At 74.1% G+C, this 17,999-nt stretch carries 18 protein-coding genes; 8 read left to right on the forward strand and 10 right to left on the reverse strand.

What is annotated here, in order from left to right; translation table 11 throughout:
* Positions 1–32: 32 nt before the first annotated feature.
* The 5 genes from ACLFMI_RS17185 to ACLFMI_RS17205 form a co-directional block, all read right to left on the reverse strand.
* Entirely contained in the window at positions 33–296 is a 264-nt protein-coding gene (locus ACLFMI_RS17185; protein ID WP_410948887.1) for a hypothetical protein, read from the reverse strand.
* Positions 297–316: 20 nt separating this feature from the next.
* Positions 317–2,395, reverse strand: a complete 2,079-nt coding sequence (locus ACLFMI_RS17190; RefSeq protein ID WP_410948888.1) for a hypothetical protein — start codon at positions 2,393–2,395, stop codon at positions 317–319.
* Positions 2,392–4,032 (reverse strand): lipopolysaccharide biosynthesis protein, encoded by a 1,641-nt coding sequence (locus ACLFMI_RS17195; protein WP_410948889.1) that lies wholly within the window; start codon positions 4,030–4,032, stop codon positions 2,392–2,394. The genes ACLFMI_RS17190 and ACLFMI_RS17195 overlap by 4 nt, the downstream gene beginning before the upstream one ends.
* The gene (locus ACLFMI_RS17200; protein WP_410948890.1) at positions 4,029–4,406 is read right to left on the reverse strand and encodes a hypothetical protein; all 378 of its coding nucleotides are present in this window, start codon (positions 4,404–4,406) and stop codon (positions 4,029–4,031) included. The genes ACLFMI_RS17195 and ACLFMI_RS17200 overlap by 4 nt, the downstream gene beginning before the upstream one ends.
* Before the next feature lie 141 nt (positions 4,407–4,547).
* Positions 4,548–5,741 (reverse strand): glycosyltransferase family 2 protein, encoded by a 1,194-nt coding sequence (locus tag ACLFMI_RS17205; protein ID WP_410948891.1) that lies wholly within the window; start codon positions 5,739–5,741, stop codon positions 4,548–4,550.
* Positions 5,742–6,191: 450 nt separating this feature from the next.
* Between ACLFMI_RS17205 and ACLFMI_RS17210 the strand changes: the two genes are divergently transcribed.
* The 5 genes from ACLFMI_RS17210 to ACLFMI_RS17230 all read left to right on the forward strand — a co-directional run bounded on the left by ACLFMI_RS17210 (position 6,192) and on the right by ACLFMI_RS17230 (position 9,858).
* The gene (locus tag ACLFMI_RS17210; RefSeq protein WP_410948892.1) at positions 6,192–7,082 is read left to right on the forward strand and encodes a glycosyltransferase family 2 protein; all 891 of its coding nucleotides are present in this window, start codon (positions 6,192–6,194) and stop codon (positions 7,080–7,082) included.
* A gap of 169 nt (positions 7,083–7,251) precedes the next feature.
* Entirely contained in the window at positions 7,252–7,965 is a 714-nt protein-coding gene (locus ACLFMI_RS17215) for an energy-coupling factor ABC transporter permease (protein WP_410948893.1), read from the forward strand.
* Complete coding sequence (locus tag ACLFMI_RS17220; protein ID WP_410948894.1) at positions 7,962–8,315, forward strand: PDGLE domain-containing protein; 354 nt, start codon at positions 7,962–7,964, stop codon at positions 8,313–8,315. Before ACLFMI_RS17215 ends, ACLFMI_RS17220 begins: the two co-directional genes overlap by 4 nt.
* The gene (gene cbiQ / locus ACLFMI_RS17225; protein ID WP_410948895.1) at positions 8,315–9,097 is read left to right on the forward strand and encodes a cobalt ECF transporter T component CbiQ; all 783 of its coding nucleotides are present in this window, start codon (positions 8,315–8,317) and stop codon (positions 9,095–9,097) included. Before ACLFMI_RS17220 ends, cbiQ begins: the two co-directional genes overlap by 1 nt.
* Positions 9,094–9,858: an energy-coupling factor ABC transporter ATP-binding protein gene (locus tag ACLFMI_RS17230; protein ID WP_410948896.1), complete on the forward strand. Its 765-nt coding sequence runs from the start codon at positions 9,094–9,096 to the stop codon at positions 9,856–9,858. The genes cbiQ and ACLFMI_RS17230 overlap by 4 nt, the downstream gene beginning before the upstream one ends.
* A 69-nt stretch (positions 9,859–9,927) precedes the next feature.
* Here ACLFMI_RS17230 and ACLFMI_RS17235 read toward each other — a convergent pair whose 3' ends face one another.
* The 3 genes from ACLFMI_RS17235 to ACLFMI_RS17245 all read right to left on the reverse strand — a co-directional run bounded on the left by ACLFMI_RS17235 (position 9,928) and on the right by ACLFMI_RS17245 (position 12,589).
* On the reverse strand, positions 9,928–11,130 hold the full coding sequence (locus tag ACLFMI_RS17235; RefSeq protein WP_410948897.1) for an SPFH domain-containing protein: 1,203 nt from the start codon (positions 11,128–11,130) through the stop codon (positions 9,928–9,930).
* An 85-nt stretch (positions 11,131–11,215) separates the two neighbouring features.
* Positions 11,216–11,665, reverse strand: a complete 450-nt coding sequence (locus ACLFMI_RS17240; RefSeq protein WP_410948898.1) for an NfeD family protein — start codon at positions 11,663–11,665, stop codon at positions 11,216–11,218.
* 72 nt (positions 11,666–11,737) lie between these two features.
* Positions 11,738–12,589 (reverse strand): DUF3097 domain-containing protein, encoded by an 852-nt coding sequence (locus tag ACLFMI_RS17245; RefSeq protein ID WP_410948899.1) that lies wholly within the window; start codon positions 12,587–12,589, stop codon positions 11,738–11,740.
* A 147-nt stretch (positions 12,590–12,736) separates the two neighbouring features.
* On the opposite strand from ACLFMI_RS17245, the gene ACLFMI_RS17250 reads away from it, so the two are divergent.
* Positions 12,737–13,534: a hypothetical protein gene (locus tag ACLFMI_RS17250; protein ID WP_410948900.1), complete on the forward strand. Its 798-nt coding sequence runs from the start codon at positions 12,737–12,739 to the stop codon at positions 13,532–13,534.
* Positions 13,535–13,986: 452 nt separating this feature from the next.
* Here ACLFMI_RS17250 and ACLFMI_RS17255 read toward each other — a convergent pair whose 3' ends face one another.
* Positions 13,987–14,994 (reverse strand): coiled-coil domain-containing protein, encoded by a 1,008-nt coding sequence (locus ACLFMI_RS17255; protein WP_410948901.1) that lies wholly within the window; start codon positions 14,992–14,994, stop codon positions 13,987–13,989.
* Between the two features lie 444 nt (positions 14,995–15,438).
* On the opposite strand from ACLFMI_RS17255, the gene ACLFMI_RS17260 reads away from it, so the two are divergent.
* Together ACLFMI_RS17260 and ACLFMI_RS17265 are read left to right on the forward strand one after the other, a co-directional pair.
* Positions 15,439–16,212: an SDR family NAD(P)-dependent oxidoreductase gene (locus tag ACLFMI_RS17260; RefSeq protein WP_410948902.1), complete on the forward strand. Its 774-nt coding sequence runs from the start codon at positions 15,439–15,441 to the stop codon at positions 16,210–16,212.
* Between the two features lie 98 nt (positions 16,213–16,310).
* Positions 16,311–17,213: a phosphatase PAP2 family protein gene (locus ACLFMI_RS17265; RefSeq protein WP_410948903.1), complete on the forward strand. Its 903-nt coding sequence runs from the start codon at positions 16,311–16,313 to the stop codon at positions 17,211–17,213.
* Positions 17,214–17,245: 32 nt separating this feature from the next.
* On the opposite strand, the gene ACLFMI_RS17270 is transcribed toward ACLFMI_RS17265, so the two are convergent.
* The gene (locus ACLFMI_RS17270; protein WP_410948904.1) at positions 17,246–17,929 is read right to left on the reverse strand and encodes a hypothetical protein; all 684 of its coding nucleotides are present in this window, start codon (positions 17,927–17,929) and stop codon (positions 17,246–17,248) included.
* Positions 17,930–17,999 lie beyond the last annotated feature (70 nt).

Here is a 17,999-nt window from a genome sequence, read left to right on the forward strand (position 1 = left end):
GGCCCGCTGTCGTCGTGCGTGCGGCGGGCGGGTCAGCCACCCTCGCCGGTCGGCCCCACCGGGCCCTGCACCTGGTCTTGGGCCTCCTGCACCGCGGACGGGTCACCGTTGATCAGCAGGTCGGCCAGCGTCGTGCCGCCGTTGAACACCATCATCACCAGCAGCAGCGCCACCGACCCGACGACCGCCGCGGTGAGCCCGCGCTGCGCGGACCCCGCGGTGGTGAGCCGGCCGCGGTTGGTCTCCACCACCCAGGCCCGCGCCGCGAACGCGGCGAGGACCAGGGCGAATGCCACCCAGGTGAGCGTGAGCCCGATCACTGGCCCGTCCCCTCTGTCGGAGCCGGCGCCGGAGCTCCGGGCGCGGGGGCACCGGGCGCGGGGGCACCGCCGGCCGCCGGCTCGTTGCGGACGAGCACGGCGTTGAACTCGTTCTCGTAAATTGCCCGGTACTGGCCGGAGGCGATCAGCTGCTCGCGGATCGCCAGCGTCCAGCCGGGCTCCTCGCCGTTCAGCACGACGCCCTGCTTCTCGATCGACGGGTAGAACAGCAGCGTGTCCGGCTGCACCAGGTCGATGCAGCGGAACGGGTCGGACGCCAGGATGCCGCAGCCCTGGCCGCCGGAGGCCATGTTGTTGGTCGTGCCCACGCCTTCCAGGGCGTACGGGCCGACCGTGGCCAGTGGCTGGACCGTCGCGCCCGGCGGGGTCTGGTCGTAGGCCAGCCGGGTCATCTGCACGTCCTCGGTGGTGACGTCCTGGTAGGCGTCGTTGCCGCCGCGGATCGTCACCATCACCACCAGCAACGCCAGCATGCCGACGGCGAGCCCGATCTCCCGGCTGCGGTTCACCCGCACGAACGCCCGGAGCGCGTCCACCGCGAGGATGGTCAGGATCGGCAGCCCGTAGAGCACCACTCGCAGCAGCAGCTCGCCGCCGTAGCTCTGCACCGCGGCCATCCCCATCGGGATCACGGCGAGCAGGATCGGCACCAGGTCCCGGCGCCGCTTCCAGTAGACCCAGGCACCGGCGAAGCCGATCAGGTAGGTCAGCCCGGTCATCACCAGCCGCATGCCCTTGACCGCGACCTGCCCGAGGTCTCCCTCCAGCCGGTCCGCGACGCCGGCCTCGAGCGCGCCGCCCTCGTCGCCGCTGCCGACGATCATGCTGATCTGGTTGAGCCAGAAGTCCCGGGCCGCGATCAGGATGTAGACGCCGACCGCGAGCGTCGCGATGAACACCAGCCCGCGGCCGCGGAACCGGCCGACGATCGCCAGCACCGCCAGCTGCCCGATCAGCGCGAACGGGGTGAGCTGGTGGGTCGGTGCCAGCGCGATCACGCACAGCGAGGCGCAGAAGTAGATCAACAGCAGCTGCCGGGCTGGCAGCGTCGGGGTGTTCGGCGGGGTCATCGCGCTGACCAGCCAGCGTCGCCAGCGGGGCAACCGGGGACTGCCCCGGTGCGACCGTGGCCAGCCCGGGACGCCGCCGTTGTCCACCCGGCGGGTGGCCAGCGGGCCCAGCGCGAAGGTCAGCACCGTCAGCAGCAGCACGATCGCGGTGGCCTGCGGCGAGAAGTAGTCCTGCTCGATCCAGTTCAGCCCGACGAACAGCCAGGCGGCCACCCACGGGGCGCGGGTGCTGCCCAGCATCGAGCGGGCCAGCGCGTACACGCCGATCACCCACACCGCGACGATCGCGACCGGGTACCAGCGCAGCACGGTGTCGAGCTGGTCGGCGCCGGCGGCGTCCCGGAACCAGGCCCACTGGGCGAAGAACCCCGGCCAGTAGAACCGGGCGTCCACGCCGGTGGGCGGGATCCCGTCGCCGGTCATCGCGTCGACGAACCCGGAGATCAGCCACGCGGTGGTGAACCGGGCCTTCGGCTGGACCGCCGAGGGCAGCCCGGTCGAGCAGAGGATGAGCACCGCCGTGGCGGCACCGAGCATCGGGATCCGCGGCCGCGGGGAGCGCAGCTCCACCACGCAGCAGAGGACGGCCAGCGCCAGCGCGGCCCAGCCGAACGGGCTGAGCACCCCGGCCAGACCCCAGCCGCCGAGCGAGCCGAGATCGGTGGTGGCCGCGGCCAGCGGCAGCATCAGCACGGCCAGCACGGCGAGCACCGGCGCCGCCCAGATCCACAGCGGCGACAGCGGCTCCGGTGGGCCCGGTGGCGGCGGGTTCTGGAACCCGCCCGGCCCGTCCCCGGACGGGCGCGGGCCCGGGGCCCGGACCGCCGAGGTCGGCGAGTCCGGTCCGGGCGGTGTCAGGTACCGGGTCCGCTCGCTCGGGCTTGCCTCCACCGGTGCGGACGCGTGGGTCGCCGCCCCCACCGCCGGTTCCCGGCTCCGGGCCGACGGGTCGGGGGCACCCGCCCTGCGGGTCTCCGGCGTCACGACTTCACCTCCGAGGGGGACCGACGTTGCCACGCCGGAAGGAACTTGAGACCGAGCGCGCAGAGCACCTGCGCGCCCAGGTAGCCGAGCACGAACGGCAGCATCACCAGGCTCATCGGCGTGGTCGCCGGATCCGGCAGCGGCACCACGAAGGCGAAGCCGACGACCAGCCCGGTGTTGAGGAGCTGCAGCTTGGCGTAGCCCATGCCGTCGCCGTCGGCCTGCCGCCGGGCCAGCTCGAACACCACGATCAGCCGGAACAGCAGGCCGACCATGAGCACCGCCAGGGCCGGCGCGCCCGCGGTGTAGCCCGCGCCGAGGACCGACAGCACGGGGTAGCCCAGCGCGGCACCCAGGGCGAGCACCGGGACGAACAGCAGCAGCATCCGGCGGCGCGCCAGCCGGGCGAGCTCCTCGGCGCGGTGCGGCTCGCGGGCGGTCTGCACGGCCAGCGAGTTGGTGAAGAACGTCGCCGCCATGTCGACGACCGTCACCGCCTGCCAGATGATGAAGAAGACCGCGCCGATCTCGTTGCCCATCTGCAGGTTCGCCAGCAGCGGCACCTGGTTGTAGAGCGCGGCGTTGCCCATCTGGGCCAGCGCGGTCGGCGCCAGGAACGCCACCATCGTCGACCGCGCGGGCAGCACGCCCGGCCCCCCGGTCGCGGCGAACCGCCGGGTCATGAACCAGAGCATCACGGTGCCCACCGCGACCCACAGCACGACCGGGACGGCCCAGGACAGGATCAGCCCCTGGGCGGCGAACGCCGAGCCGAGCACGAACAGCAGCCCGATCCGGACCACGGCGAAGGTGCCGTTGCGCCAGACCGCCACCCACGGCCGCCCGATGGCGACCATGACGAAGTCGTGCACGACGAACACGCCCCAGCCCGCGCAGGCCAGGACGAACAGCAGCAGCCCCCAGCCGAACGAGCCGCCACCCGCGGTGTCGGCGATGCTCGGGACGATCACGGCGTAGACCAGCCCGAGCAGGCCGGACAGCGGCATGATCAGCAACAGCGACCCGAACACCAGCCGCACCGAACGCCGGCCGGCCCCGGGAAGCCAGCGCATGAGCCCGATACCCAGGTTGAGCTGGGCGGCACCGCCGATCAGCTGCATCGCCGAGACGAACTCGGAGGCCTTGCCGACCTCCTCCTGCGGCATGATCCGGGTCGAGATCAGCACGACCAGCAGGCCGGCGACCGAGCCGAACGCCGAGCACAGCGAGAGGGCCAGCCCGTCGCCGATGCCGCCGTTGCCGTGGTTGCCGCCGTCGTCGTCATCACCGTCGGTGTCGCCCGGGCGATGCGGCGGCGGGGGCGGTTGCTCCCCCGGCCCGCGCAGCCCGACGGCGGGCAGGTACTCGGTGCGCTGCTCGGCGATCGTGTTGCGGCGGATCCGGTCGTGCGCGGGGCGGAGCCGCTCGGTCGGCTGCTCGCCGGCCGGCTCGGACCCGGGCGTGCCGGACCCGGCAGCGGCCCGCGGGAACGCGGCGGGGCTGCTCCGGGACGGTGGGGCGACGGGGCGGTGCGGGCCCTCCGGATGCTGTGGCCCGGACGTGTCCCGGCCGCCGTTGGCCGGGCCGGGTCCGGGGGCGCCCGCTGCGCGGGTGCGCTCCGGCCCGACCGGCCTCACTGCGCGACCACCGCGTGACGCAACAGGAAGGGCACGCTGAGCAGGGTCACCAGGAACAACGCCACGCTCGGGTACCAGAGCCCGAGGCTGACCATGAGCTGCCCACCGATCAGTGTCACGGCGGTGCCGACACCCAGGGTGAGCAGCCAGACGTGCGCGGCGGGGGCACGGCGCAGGAAGCCGGCCGCGGCCCAGCCGGGCCCGAGCAGCAGGAAGCCGATCGTCACCAGCAGCCGGAACTCGCCGAGCGGGCCGCCGTTGACGCCCAGCACGTTCAGCAGACACGCGATGACGCCCGCGGCCACCAGCAGGATCGCCACGTAGCGACGCGCGGTACGAGCGCGGGTCAGCTCGGCTGCGGACGGCACGCTCACCGCGGCACTCCCCTTCCTCCGGTCACCGGCACCGCCCCGAGCCGGGACGGCGCCGGCGGTCGTCGCTCATGGTCGACCCGCCGGCCTCGTGACCGGCGGATCGGTGCGCGGCCGCACGGGTCGCAGATCCGGCGTCGCCGGTCAGGACGCCTCTTCACCCCATGCGTACCGCACGCCCACCTGGTCGGCGCGCGGGGCCCCGTCCTGGCCGGACGCGGCCGGGGTCCGGGCGGCGCGCTCGTCGCCCGGTGCCCGGACCTCGCGGTCCCGGCCCGCACGCGGCGTCGGCGACGGCGCGTGCGGGCGCTGTGCGGCCGGCATCGGAGCGCCGGAACCGGACGTACCCGGCGCCGGTCGCCCGGTCGCTGCGGCGGACGGGCCACCGGCTGAGCCGGACGGCACCGCGGGGACGCCGGGGGCGGGGTGCCCGTTCCCGGAATGTCCGTTCACCGGCTGCCCGTTCGAGCCGTACCCGTTGGCGCGCCCGGCCGCGACCGGCGGTGGGGCGGGGTGCCCGGCCGGCGGGACCACCGCGGCGGGCATCTCCGGGGCGAGCGAGCCGCGCTCGTCCCGCCCGACCCGCCGGCGCTCGGCGGCCAGCGTGCGCAGCACCCGGCTGCCGTCGGCGAAGGTCCGCAGGTTGGTCTCACCGAACATCCGCTGCTTCTCCACCGAGGGCACCTCGGTGATCGTCAGACCGGCGGCGGCCACCCGGCAGTTCAGCACGGTCTCGATCTCGAACCCGTCGCCCCAGTACATCCCGTCGTCCGGGTGCCGCGGCAGGTCGACGGGCGGCAGCTCCAGGTCCGGCAGGATGTCCACCCAGAACGCGTTGTAGCCGTAGCAGAGGTCGGTGTAGCGGGTGCCGAACAGCGTGTTCGCGACCAGGTTGAGGCCGGCGTTACCCCCCTTGCGCAGGAACGTGATGTCGTCACTGCCGCCGCCCCTGGTGAACCGGCTGCCCTTCGCGAAGTCGGCCCCCTCGACCAGCGCCCGGACGAACCGCGGGATCTCCTGCGGGTCGGCCGACCCGTCGGCGTCGAACATCACCAGGACGTCGCCGGAGGCCGCGGCGAACCCGCAGGCCATCGCGTTGCCCTTGCCCTTGCGGGTCTGGCGGACGATCCGGACGTCCGGAAGCACGCGCTGGGCGGTCTCGATCGTCCCGTCCTTGGAGTTCCCGTCCACCACCAGGACCTCGTGCACGGCGGGTCGCACCGCGGCGATCGCCGGCAGCACCACCTCGAGGTTCCTGGCTTCGTTGCGGGTCGGCACGATCACCGACACGCGCGGTTCGCGCGGACGGTGCGGTCCGTGGTCTGGGCGCTGGTTCACCGGTCTCTCCCCCGAATCGATCGGTTCTGGGCGCACGCGGATGGCGGGCGTTCCGTGTCGTCCGGCGACACGGGCGACGGCGCCGCCACCGGATGGTCCTGCCCCGCAGTAGGGGGCATAGGGCTTATCTCCGCCGACGTCGCTCGCGTTACGTGACCCGCACCGCAACGCGCGTCACCCGGACGGTGGAGCATCGGCGCAGCCGAACCTGCTGGACGGCGCACCGGACCCGTTGCCACAGCCCCGCATCCTACGGACGATGCGGCGTTCGGCGGCTTCCGGGACCGCCCGGACGGCGATCGCCGACGACCGGACGGCCGTCGATCGACCATCGTCGGCCTCCCGCCGACCGAAGGCCGGTCGGCGCACCTCCGGCGGCGGACCGGGCGGCCGACAGGGGTAGCGTTGCTCGCCACCCGCACCCTGTCCCCGACCCCGACGAGGTGGCTGATGAGGCCCGGCGGCTTCCTCCCCAGCGTGTCCGTCTGCATCCCGGTCTACAACGGCGAGACGTTCCTGGCCGAGACGATCCGCAGCATCCTGGACCAGACCTGGCGCGACTTCGAGCTGGTGCTCCTCGAGAACAACAGCTCGGACGCCAGCTGGGAGATCGCCACGTCGTTCCGGGACCCGCGGATCCGGGTGGAGCGCAACCGGGAGACGCTGCCGCAGGGCGAGAACTGGAACCGGGCCGTGCAGCTGTGCCGGGCGCCGCTGGTGAAGCTGGTCTGCGCCGACGACCTGCTGCACCCGCGCTGCCTCGAGCTGCAGGTCCCGCCGATGCGCGACGACCCCTCGCTGGCCCTGGTCGCCTCCCGCCGGCACATGATCGACGAGCAGAGCCGGGTGATCGTGCCCCGGCGTGGTCTCGGCGGCAACCTGGTCGGCCTGCACTCCGGCAGCGAGGTCGCCCGCCGGGTGATCCGCAACGGCGCCAACCCGATCGGCGAGCCGGGCAACGTGCTGTTCCGGCTGGAGCAGTTCGTGGCCGCCGGCGGCTGGCGTTCCGACCGCCGGTTCATCATGGACCTCGACGCCTGGATGCGGCTGCTGCATTACGGCGACTTCCTCGGCATCCCGGAGACCCTCGCGGCCTTCCGGATCGCCCGGGGCACGGTCTCCTCGCAGTACGAGCAGCAGCTCTCGGACGAGCAGCAGCTGCTGTTCGACGAGCTCGGCGGGTCCGGCGTGTTCGACGTGCGCTCGCTCGACGTGCGGATCGGCCGGATGACGCTGCCGCTGGGCCGGGCCCGGCGCAAGGCGCTGTTCAAGGTCTCCCGGCTGGCCGCCCGGCGCGACGACAAGGCGCTGGCCGAGGAGCAGGAGGCGGCCTCCTCCTGACCCGGCGGCCCCGGCCGGGCACGACCATCCGAACGGACGGGCCCGAACGGGACTTTCCGGACAGTCGGGCTCCGCATCTCCTGCCAGCACTTGGCGAGAGCCTCGAAGTGGCGTTGACTGTCCGCACCCGGGCGGGTGGCCCGGCCCGACGATGTCGCGGGGGGTGCCCATGCACACGGATGCGGTCGCCATGCACATGAGCGACGGACTGGTGAACGGCCCGACGGCGCTGTTGTTCGGTGCGGCGGCGGTGGCCGCGCTCGCGGTGGCGGTGCTGCGCGCCCGCGCCGACCTAGACGACCGGACCGCCCCGATGGCCGGCCTGGTGACGGCGTTCGTGTTCGCCGTGCAAATGATCAACTTCCCGATCCTGCCCGGTGCCAGCGGCCACCTGCTCGGCGGCGCCCTGGTGGCGATCCTGGTCGGGCCGTGGGTCGGCATGATCAGCATCGCGATCGTGCTCGTCGTCCAGAGCCTGCTGTTCGCCGACGGCGGGATCACCGCGCTCGGCACCAACATCACCAACATGGCGGTGATCGGCGTGCTGGTCGGCTGGGCGGTGGCCCGGTCGCTGCGCCGGCTCGCGGTCCGCTCGCGCGCCGGCCTGGTCGGCGTCGCGTTCGTCGCGGCGCTGGTCAACACCGTGGTCGCGTCTCTCGGCTTCGTCCTGCAGTACGCGGTCGGCGGAGCCGGTGGCGCCGCGCTCGGTACGGTGTTCGCGTTGATGGTCGGCCTGCACGTACTGATCGGGATCGGCGAGGGCGTGATCACCGCGGCGACCGTCGGTGCGGTCGCCGCGACCCGTCCGGACCTGGTCCACCTGCTGCGCGGCACCGCGATCCCGCTCGCCCGCCGCACCGACGCCCCGGAGGCCACCCGATGAGCGCCACCCGCGCCGGGCGACGCCCGTTGCTGTTCTTCGTCGGGTTCGGTGTGGTCAGCCTGCTGATCGCCGGCCTGATCTCCTACCTCGCCTCCGGCGACCCGGACGGGCTGGACACGGTCGCGCTGGACGGCTGCACGGTCGTCGAGAACGCGCGGGGCGAGGAGGATCTGCAGGGGACCTGCATCGCGCAGAACGAGGGCGAGCACGCGCTCGGGGCGAGCCCGCTGGCCGACTACGCGCTCGGTGACACGGACGGCACCGGCGGCGTCGCCGGGGTGATCGGCGTCGCGGTGACCCTGGCCGTGGCCGGCGGGGTGTTCCTGCTGCTGGGCAGGCGGAGGGAGTAGTGGGCGCGGGGCACCACCACGGTGCGGGTGCGGAGCAGGCGCTGCATCTGGACCACGACTCCCCCGTGCACCGGCTGCCCCCCGAGGTCAAGGTCGTCTCGGCATTCCTGGTCGTGGCCGCCGTGGTCGCCACCCCGCGGGAGGCGTTCGCCGTGTTCGGCGGATTCGCGCTGCTGCTCGCCGCGGTGTGGGTGGTGGCCGGGATCCGGCCCGGCTGGATCCTGCGCCGGTCGGTGATCGAGCTACCGTTCGTCATGCTGGCGGTGCTGCTGCCGTTCACCGGGCCCGAGCCGACCGTGGCCTGGCTCGGGCTCACGCTGTCCGAACCGGGGCTGCTCGGGGCGTGGAACATCCTGGTCAAGGGCACCCTCGGCGTCCTGACCTCGCTCACCCTCGCCGCGACGACGCCGATGCGCGACCTGCTCGTCGGGCTGCAGCGGCTGCACGCCCCGGGGATCGTCACCACGATCGCGACGCTGATGCTGCGATACGCCGGGGTGATCGCCGCCGAGGCCCGGCGGATGCGGCTGTCCCGGATCTCCCGCGGGCACGACCCGCGGTTCCTCTGGCAGGCGGCGGCCACCGCCCGCGGGGTCGGCGCGCTGTTCGTGCGGGCCTACGAACGCGGCGAGCGGGTGCACCTGGCGATGCTGTCCCGCGGCTGGACCGGGACGATGCCGCCCACCGGCGACACCCCGACGACGGCGCGGCAGTGGGTCACCGGCCTGTCCGCTGCCGCCGTCGCGGTGCTGCTGGCGGGCTCGGGGTGGGTGCTCGGGTGAGCGCTCCCGCGCTGCGGATCACCGACCTGGCCTACGCCTACCCGGACGGGCACCAGGCGCTCTACGGGATCGACCTGGCGATCGCACCCGGCGAGCGGGTCGCGCTGCTCGGCCCGAACGGCGCGGGCAAGACCACCCTGGTGCTGCACCTGAACGGCATCCTCGGCGCCGGAGGGCCGGGCAACGGCGCCGCGTACGGGTCCGAGGGCTCGGTCGAGGTGGGCGGCCTGCCCGTCGCGAAGCCGCACCTGCAGGAGATCCGGCGCCGGGTCGGGATCGTCTTCCAGGACCCGGACGACCAGCTGTTCATGCCGACCGTCGGCGAGGACGTCGCGTTCGGCCCGGCCAACTTCGGGCTGCGCGGTGCGCAGCTGCGCGAGCGGGTGCAGCAGGCCCTGCACGCGGTCGGGATGGCCGAGCTCCTCCACCGCTCCCCGCTGCACCTGTCCGGCGGGCAGCGCCGACGGGTCGCGCTGGCCACCGTGCTGGCCTGCGACCCGGAGATCCTGGTGCTCGACGAGCCGTCGTCGAACCTGGACCCGGTGGCCCGCCGGGAGCTCGCCGAGGTGCTGCTGGGGCTGGACCGGACGATGCTGATGGTCACCCACGACCTGCCCTACGCGCTGCAGCTGTGTCCGCGCGGCGTGGTGCTCGACGGCGGCACGGTCGTCGCGGACGGCACGACCCGCGACCTGCTGGCCGACGCCGACCTGCTGGCCAGGCACCGCCTGGAGCTCCCTTACGGCTTCGTCCTGGCCTGATGGGCGCTCGTGGAGCCCCGGTGCCGTGGCCGGAGCACCGCGGCCCCACGAGTACCCGGGGTGCCCGCCTCAGCCGCGCGAGTCCCGGGCGGCCGCGTCGGGGGACGCCTCGATCTGCGAGGCGGGTCCGCCGTTACCGGCGCGGCCGGCCGCGCCGGAACGCTCGCCCACCTGCGGGACCTCCGCCTGTGCGGCCGCGGTCGCCTCGGCCACCTGCCGGGCGATCTCCGGGTCAGTGGAGACGTCGAACCAGTCCTTGACCGCCTCCTCGTCCTCGGCGGGCTTCGAGGCCGGCCCGTCGTCGGCGCTCGGGGCGAAGCGGAACACGCCGTCCTCGCCGGGCGCCCCGAGCATCCGGGTGAAGCCCTCCAGGGCCTTGCCGAAGTCCGAGGGCACCATCCAGACCTTGTTCGCCTCGCCCTGCGCCATCTCCGGCAGCGTCTGCAGGTACTGGTAGGCCAGCAGCTCCGGGGTGGGCTTGCCGGCCTTGATCGCGGCGAACTTCTTCTCGATCGCCTTCGCCTCACCCTGCGCCTCGAGGTACTGGGCGGCCCGGCGACCCTGCGCGCGCAGGATCTCGCCCTGGCGCTCCGCCTCGGCGCCCAGGATGGCCGCCTGCTTGGAGCCCTCCGCGGTGAGGATCTGCGACTGCTTCTGGCCCTCGGCGCTGCGGATGGCCGACTCCCGCTGACCCTCCGCGGTGAGGATCATGGCCCGCTTCTCGCGGTCGGCCTTCATCTGCTGTTCCATCGAGTTCTGGATGGACGGCGGCGGGTCGATCGCCTTGATCTCGACCCGGGCGACCCGGATGCCCCAGCGCTCGGTCGCTTCGTCCAGCTCGCCGCGCAGCGCGGTGTTGATCCGGTCCCGCGAGGTCAGCGTCTGCTCCAGGGTCATGCCGCCGACCACGTTCCGCAGCGTCGTGGTGGTGATCTGCTCGACACCGGCGACGAAGTTCGCGATCTCGTACACCGCGGCCTTCGCGTCGTTGACCTTGAAGTAGACGACCGTGTCGATGTTGACGGTCAGGTTGTCCTGGGTGATGACCGGCTGCGGCGGGAACGACACGACCTGCTCGCGCAGGTCCACCCGCTCCCGGGTGCGGTCCACGAACGGCACCAGGATCGCCGGGCCGCCCTCCCGGACACTGTGGAAACGGCCCAGCCGCTCGATGATGTACGCCCACTCCTGCGGCACGATCACGATCGACTTCGCGACGATCGTCACCACCAGCACGAGCAGGACGATCGCGATGATCACACCGGCATCCATCCGGTCTCCCCTCCAACCGCGCCGGAGTACCGGCGCTCACGTCCGCCCCGGAATGCCCGGGGCTGATCGCCGGCGGTCCTGCAGCTCAGGACTCCGGCAGTTCCCCCCGCCCGGTCACGAGCACGGCCGCGCCGGTCACCTGCAGCACGGTCGCCGTGGCGCCCTCCTCGAGCACCTCGGCACCGTCGAGCGAGCGGGCCGACCACAGCTCCCCGGCGATCCGCACCTGCCCGCCGCCGCCGTCGACCCGCTGGACGACCTCGGCGGCGGACCCGACGAACCGGTCCTGGTACCGCTCCAGCGGCCCCATCCGCTCCTGCAGCTTCCGTTTCGCGGCCGGCCGTGCGGCCAGCAGCAACAGCACCGACACGACCGCGAACACTCCCGCGCTCCCGACCACCTCCAGGCCGAGCGCGGCCCCGCCCGCGGCGGCGAGCGCGCCCCCGCCGAGCATCACCAGGAAGAGCTCACCGGACACGAATTCGGCGCCGATCAGTACCACCCCTACGAGCAGCCAGATCAGTGCCGGTGTCATGGCTACAGAGTGCCAGAAACGGACATCGGCCAGCGGCGAGCCGGCACCGACACCCGGAAGGTTGGCCGATCGTTATCCCTGCGGCGCATCCCCGGCGGCGGTCACGAAGTCGATCAGACGCTCCACCGCGCCGATCATCGGCGACTCCAGGTCGCGGTAGCTGCGGACCGCGCCGAGTACCCGGCGCGCCCCGTCGGCGGGCTCGCCCCACCCGAGCCGGTCGCAGATCCCGGTCTTCCAGTCGGTGCCCCGCGGGACCGTCGGCCACTCCCGGATCCCGACCACCGAGGGCTTCACCGCCTGCCAGACATCGACGTAGGGATGCCCGGTGACCAGCACGTGCTGCTGCGCCGCGGTGGTCGCCCGGTACGCCTCGCGGGCCTGCCGGGCCTCCTTGGTGCCGTCGACCAGGTGGTCGACCAGGATCCCGAGCCTGCGGTGCGGGCCGGGGTCGAAGTCCCGGACCGCGGCGGCCAGGTCGTCCACGCCGTGCAGCGGCTCGACGACCACACCCTCGACGCGCAGGTCGTGCCCCCAGACGCGTTCGAGCAGCGCGGCGTCGTGCAGGCCTTCGACCCAGATCCGGGCGGCCCGGGCGGTGCGCGCCGTCAGGCCCGCCACGTGCACCGAGCCGGACGCGGACAGCGTGCGCCCCGCCGGCGCCGCGACCGGCCGGACCAGGGTGGCCGGCGCGCCCTCGTGCAGGAACGCGGCCGGGCGCAGCGGGAAGATCCGCCGTCCGCCGTGCCGGTCCTCCAGCGTGACCTCGCTGCCGGTGATCGCGACGACCGCCCCGCAGAACCCGCTGGCCGGGTCCTCGACGACCAGGCCGGGCTCCGCCGCGACCTCGGGCACCTGCCGGCGCCGCGCGGTGCGGGTGCCGCCGGCGTCGAAGGCTCCGCGGTAGTCGTGGGATCGGCTCATGGCCCCCAGTATCGGCGCGCGGCGCGACCGGACCGGGACGCGACACGCGCCCCCGGGCGCGATCACCCAGCGCCGACGAGAGATGTACGCGGAGTCACTCGCCTGGCGGCGGTGTGTGCGGCGCGCTCCGTCGTTAGCCTGGCCGGCGTGTCCTGTGCCTCTGCGACCCTGGCCGTGTGGGCCTCGGCCTGGCTGGCCGGGGCGGCTGCCCCCGACGACGTCCTCGACGCGCTCGCGCCGTGGTCCGACGCGCACGACGTCGCGGCCGCCGACCCCGAGGCCGCCGAGCTGACCGGGCTGCCCGGTCCCGGTGCGCCGCCCAGCTCGACCACGATGCTGCTCGCCGCCGTCCGCCGGATCGCCCCGCGCGGGCAGGCCCGGCTGGTACTGCCCGCCCCCGGCGACGTCCGCGGGCTGCCCGGGCCGGGACGGTTCTCCCGGGAGGCGACGACGACCGGCGAGGGCGTGCTGTTCGCCGACGCCGGGTTCGGCGTCGTCCCGGCCCCGGTCGCCGACGGCGTGCTGCGCTGGAGCGTGTACGCGGTGCCCGACCCGGGGCCGGTGCCCGAGCACGTCGGGCTCAACGAGGCCGAGCGCGACCTGCGCAGCCAGGTCCGGGCCGCCGCCGCGGCGCTGACCGAGATGGACGTGGCCCGGCACCGGCCGGGCGTGCGGGAGGAGATCGCGGCAGCACTGCGCGGACGGCCGCGGGCGTTGTGGCCGGACGGGATGCCGCCGCAGGCGTTGCGGGTGCTGCAGCAGGCCGACGAGGTGGACGCGATCCTGGTCGCCGCGGCCGGGGACGAGCCGGGCGGCGCGCTCTCGGCGTCGGCGGCGATCGCCCGCTCGGACGCGTTGCGCCCGATCGCCGCCGCGGTCCGGGTGGCCCGGCGGGCCGCCGTCGCCGAGGCGGTGCGGGTGCTGGTGTCGGTCCCGCGCACCTGATCGCGGTCAGTATCGCGGTCAGGGCCCGGGCCGCAGCCGGTCCAGCAACGCCCGGGCGGCCGGGCCGGCCGGTCCGCCGCAGCGCCACACCAGGTAGAGCGTGGTCCGCACCTCGGGGTCGAGCGGCACCGCCATACCTCCTCGACGGCGTCGCGGGCCGGTCGACGCCGGCGGGCTCGAACCCGGCCTTCCGGTTCGGCCCCGTCCGCGGCTGATCGCCGGAGCCGGTCGCGCTCCCGGAGCCGCGGCGGCGGATCGTCGTCGGCGGAAGGTCCCCAGCAACCACTCGCACGTGCTGCGCCGGGACTTCCGTGCCGTGGCCCCTCTGAAGGGCCGGCGGAGCCGCGGCTGCACGGGTTTCCGTCGTTCGCACGGGATCGGACCTCGTGCGAACGACGGGAACCCGTGCGGATCAGAGCTGCGGGTGCCGGTTCGCCCGCAGCCTGCGGCTATCAGTCCGCCCGCAGCGCCGCGACCAGGGTGGCGACGTCGTCCGGGTGCAGGCGCCGGCCGGGATCGGTCGTGGTGGCGGTCTCGAGCTCGCGGATCCGCTCCCGTGCGGCCTCCAGATCCCCGCGGAACCGGCCGGCCTCGTCGGCCGCGGCCGTCAGCCGGTCCCGTTCGCCGGCCAGCTCGTCCCGCTCCGCCGCGAGCACCTCGCACTCCGAGCGCGCAGTGTCCTGTTCGGTTCGCAGGGAGTCGCGCTCGGCCGTGAGCGTGTCCCGTTCCTTCCCCAGCGAGTCGCGCTCCCCCGCGAGGGCGTCCCGTGCCGCGCGCACCTCGTCGCACTCGGTCCGGGCGGCCGCGACCGCGTCCCGCTGGGTGCCCGCGTCGGCGCGAGCGGCGGCGACGGCGTCGCGGAGCCCGGCGGCCTCGGTACGAGCCTCGTCGCGTTCGCGTTCCCGGGCCACAGCGCGCTCGTCGGCGCTGTCCCGGTCCTGCTCCGCCCGCGCGGCCACGCGCTGCGCCTGCTCGCGGTCCCGGTGCGCGGCCGCGGCCTCGTCCCGGGCAACGCGGGCATCGTCGAGAGCCCGGTCCCGGGCGGTGACGGCGTCCGCGGCCTGCTGACGCGCCGCACCGAGCGCCTCGGTCGCCTCCAGCGCAGAGACCGCGGCCTCCTCGGCCCGGGTGACGGCCTCGGCACGCTCGCGGCGCGCGTCGGCCGCGGTGGACTCGGCGTCCCGGGTCCGGCGGACGGCGGCGTCCCGCGCCGCCTCGGCCTCCTGCCGGGCGCGGTCGGACTCCGCCGCGCGGGTACGGGCCTGTTCGGTCGCGGCCAGGGCCTCGGACTGCACCTCGTCGAGGCGGCGCTGCACGGCGTCGAGGGCCGTGGCCAGCTCGGCGACCGGGCCGGCGACGGACTCGACCTGCTCGCGGAGCCGGTCGGCGTCCAGTGCGAACCCGCCGGCTCCACCGTCCAGTCCGAGCGTCCCGAGTGCGTCGCGCTCGGCCCGCGCCATCTGCGCGCAGCTCCGACCGCCCTCCCAGCGGGTGTCCCGGCAGAACGACCGGGGACGCCCACCCTGCGGTCCGGGAGGCGGTAGTTCGGCACGGCAGCGGCTGTATCCGCAGCGCACAGCGGTATCCATCACGACGAACAGGCTACCAGTTCAGTAATATCTAACTACTGAACCAGTTCATGGTTTCTTAAACCTATCCACCGCCCAACAGAATCTTCGTTTCGTTGGTTGGTGTGACGAGAGTCGGACCCAGCGCGCCCCCGGTGCCAGGTGCGGTCTCAGCGGAGGTGACCCGAGAGCCGCAGGACTGCCCCACGCTTCATGGCCCGGGCTCCTGCGTCACTGAAGTGACACGCGTGCCGAGATCACGTCCAGGTGGTGCCCACCACCGGCCACGGGACCACCGCATCGTGTCGGTGACTGCCACTCGGCATGATGGAGCGCATGATCCGGGCGCACGTGGTCACCGGCGCAGGCCGCGGGATCGGACGCGCCATCGCCGAGAAGCTCCTCTCCGACGGCGACGCCGTCGTGGTCCTCGAACAGGACGCGGCCGCGACGACATGGGTGACCGGCCACGGGGCCGGTTCCCGGGTCGCAGTGGTCACCGGTTGGGCCGACGACCAGGCCACGGTCGAACGGGCAGCTGACACCGCCGAGGAGATGGGGCGGCTCGTCGGCTGGGTCAACAACGCCGCGATCTTTCGTGACGCGGCCCTGCACACCCACCCACCCGACGAGACCGCCGCGCTGATCAACGCCAACCTCGCACCCGTCCTCGTGGGCTCGGGCGTCGCGGTCCGTCGATTCCGGGCCGAGCGGACCGCGGGCGCCATCGTGAACATCTCGAGCCACCAGGCGCAGCGCGCCGTCCGCGGCGCCCTCCCCTACTCCACAGCCAAAGCAGCCATCGAGGGGCTGACCCGCGCCGCAGCGGTCGACCACGGACCGGACGGGATCCGGGTGAACGCCGTCGCGCTGGGATCGATCACAACCGACCGCCACGAGACGCTCCTCGCCGAGCAGGACGCCGACATCGCCCGGCGCACCCGCGCAGAGATCGCCGAGATCCACCCACTCGGCCGGATCGGGCAGCCCGCCGAGGTCGCCAACACCGTCGCCTACCTCCTCTCCGACGCGGCCGGCTTTATCAGCGGGGCCGTGCTCCCGGTGGACGGAGCACGTTCAGCCCGCGGCCAGGATCCCGAGTCGACATAGCACGGTCTGCGCCCTCGCCACTCGAGTTCCCGATCGTCGGGGTGGTTCCTGCCGATCGTCGGATCCGGCCGACCCCGCCGCTGAGGACGCTCACCGTCATGGTGTCGCTTCCGGATGTGCCCGACGCGAGCGCGCAGCTGCTCGTCGACCCGCTTACCTGGCTCGGTCCACTGCCGGTGTGGGCCGGTGATGCAGCTCGCCGGGGAGCTTCTACTCCTCGCGATGCTCGCCGCGTGGCTGCGGCTGCCTCTCCTCGCGCGCGACGCCGGGGGACGTCTGCGGACGAGGCTCGTCACCGTGCCGGCCGGGGCGGTGCTCGTCTGCGGAGCCGCCGAGGCCGCCAAGCAGGTGCGGCAGGCCGACCGGCCCTGCCGCTGCTGCCGTCCTTCCCCGGGTGGGCGGACTGTGCGGCGCCGGGCGACTGGTCGTTGCCCAGCAACCACGCCGCGGTCGCCGGTGCGCTGACCGTCGGTGTCACGCTGGCCGCATGTCGGCAGCGCCGACCTGGCCTGCTCATGATCGCGCTGGTCGCCGGGTCGTGCGCGGCGGTCTCCCCGGTCCTGGCCGGCGCGCACTTCCCGCACGACGTCGCGGTCGGCGCCGTGCTCGGTGGCATCGTGGCCCTCGTGTCACTCGTGGCGACGGACCTGCTCGCGCCCCGGTTGCCCGGCCGAGGTCCTCCAGGCGCTGGGCGGGATCGGTCACCAGAGCGGGCCATGGAGCCGACCGGGGCAGGACTCCCAGTTGAGCTGGTTCACCCGCCTGCGGGGACAGGAGCGGGACAACCCGATCACACGGGCCGCGAGGACCCGATGCCGCCGGTCGAGGTGGAGATACCCTCCGGACCGGCGTCATCGGTGTTGGAAGGGCTCTCCCGGGGCGCGGCCCTCCTGCTGGTGGGGCACCGGGGACATGGCGAGGTCGCGAGCCGGGTCATCGGTCCGGTCGGCCGGAACTGCGTCGTCCATGCCCAGTGCACCGTGGTCGCCGTCCGCTCGTGACGCCGTCCAGCCGCCGGCGCGGCGGCCACCGGTCAGGGCGCAGCGGACGGCTCGAAGTCGTAGGTCAGGTTCCCGACCCGGATCAGGTCGACCGCGCCGACCAGACCGGCGTTGCCAGCGCCCTGGTTGACCCCAGCCGCGTAGACGGAGACGTCCGGGAAGGCGTCCATGATCTCGTCGAGGGAGCGGCGCGCACCCCCGTCGCGGCACTCGCGGTAGGCGTCGACCCGTCCGATCTGGTGGGTCGTGCACCATCCGGCGGAGCCGAGGTCGAAGCGGGTCCAGACGCCGGCCGGTCCCGCCGGCGGGACGAAGGTCAGCAGGTACAGGTCGCGCGGTTCCAGCTCGCCGCCGTTGGCATCGATCGCGATCTGGAACGACGGGAACGCGCCCGCCTCGGATGCCGGGTCGCGCAGGGACTGGTAACTGCTTTCCCGGAACCGCTCCAGCGAGCCGGCGAGCTCGTCGGTGATGAACTGGACCTTGTCGTCGTCACCGGGGGTGCGCAGTTCCAGGGCACCCGTTCCGCCGTCGGCCGGAGCACCGAGCCGCTCGGTGAACTCCCGGCCGCCCTGGCCGGTGTCGAAGGTCCCGGCGAACCGGTTCGCCGCTTCCGGCGTCACGACGGTCGTGCCGGAGGGACCGAAGAGGCCGCCCGGCGCGGCGAAGGCCAACGCCGGGTACAGGACGGTGGCGGCGAGGGCCGCTGCGGCCACCGCGAGAACCCGCCTACGACGACCGCGCATCGTGTCTCCCTCTCTCCCCGGCTCCGTCACCGCGGTGACC

It is taken from the genome of Pseudonocardia nantongensis (assembly GCF_046546495.1).
Taxonomy (GTDB): Bacteria; Actinomycetota; Actinomycetes; order Mycobacteriales; family Pseudonocardiaceae; genus Pseudonocardia; species Pseudonocardia nantongensis.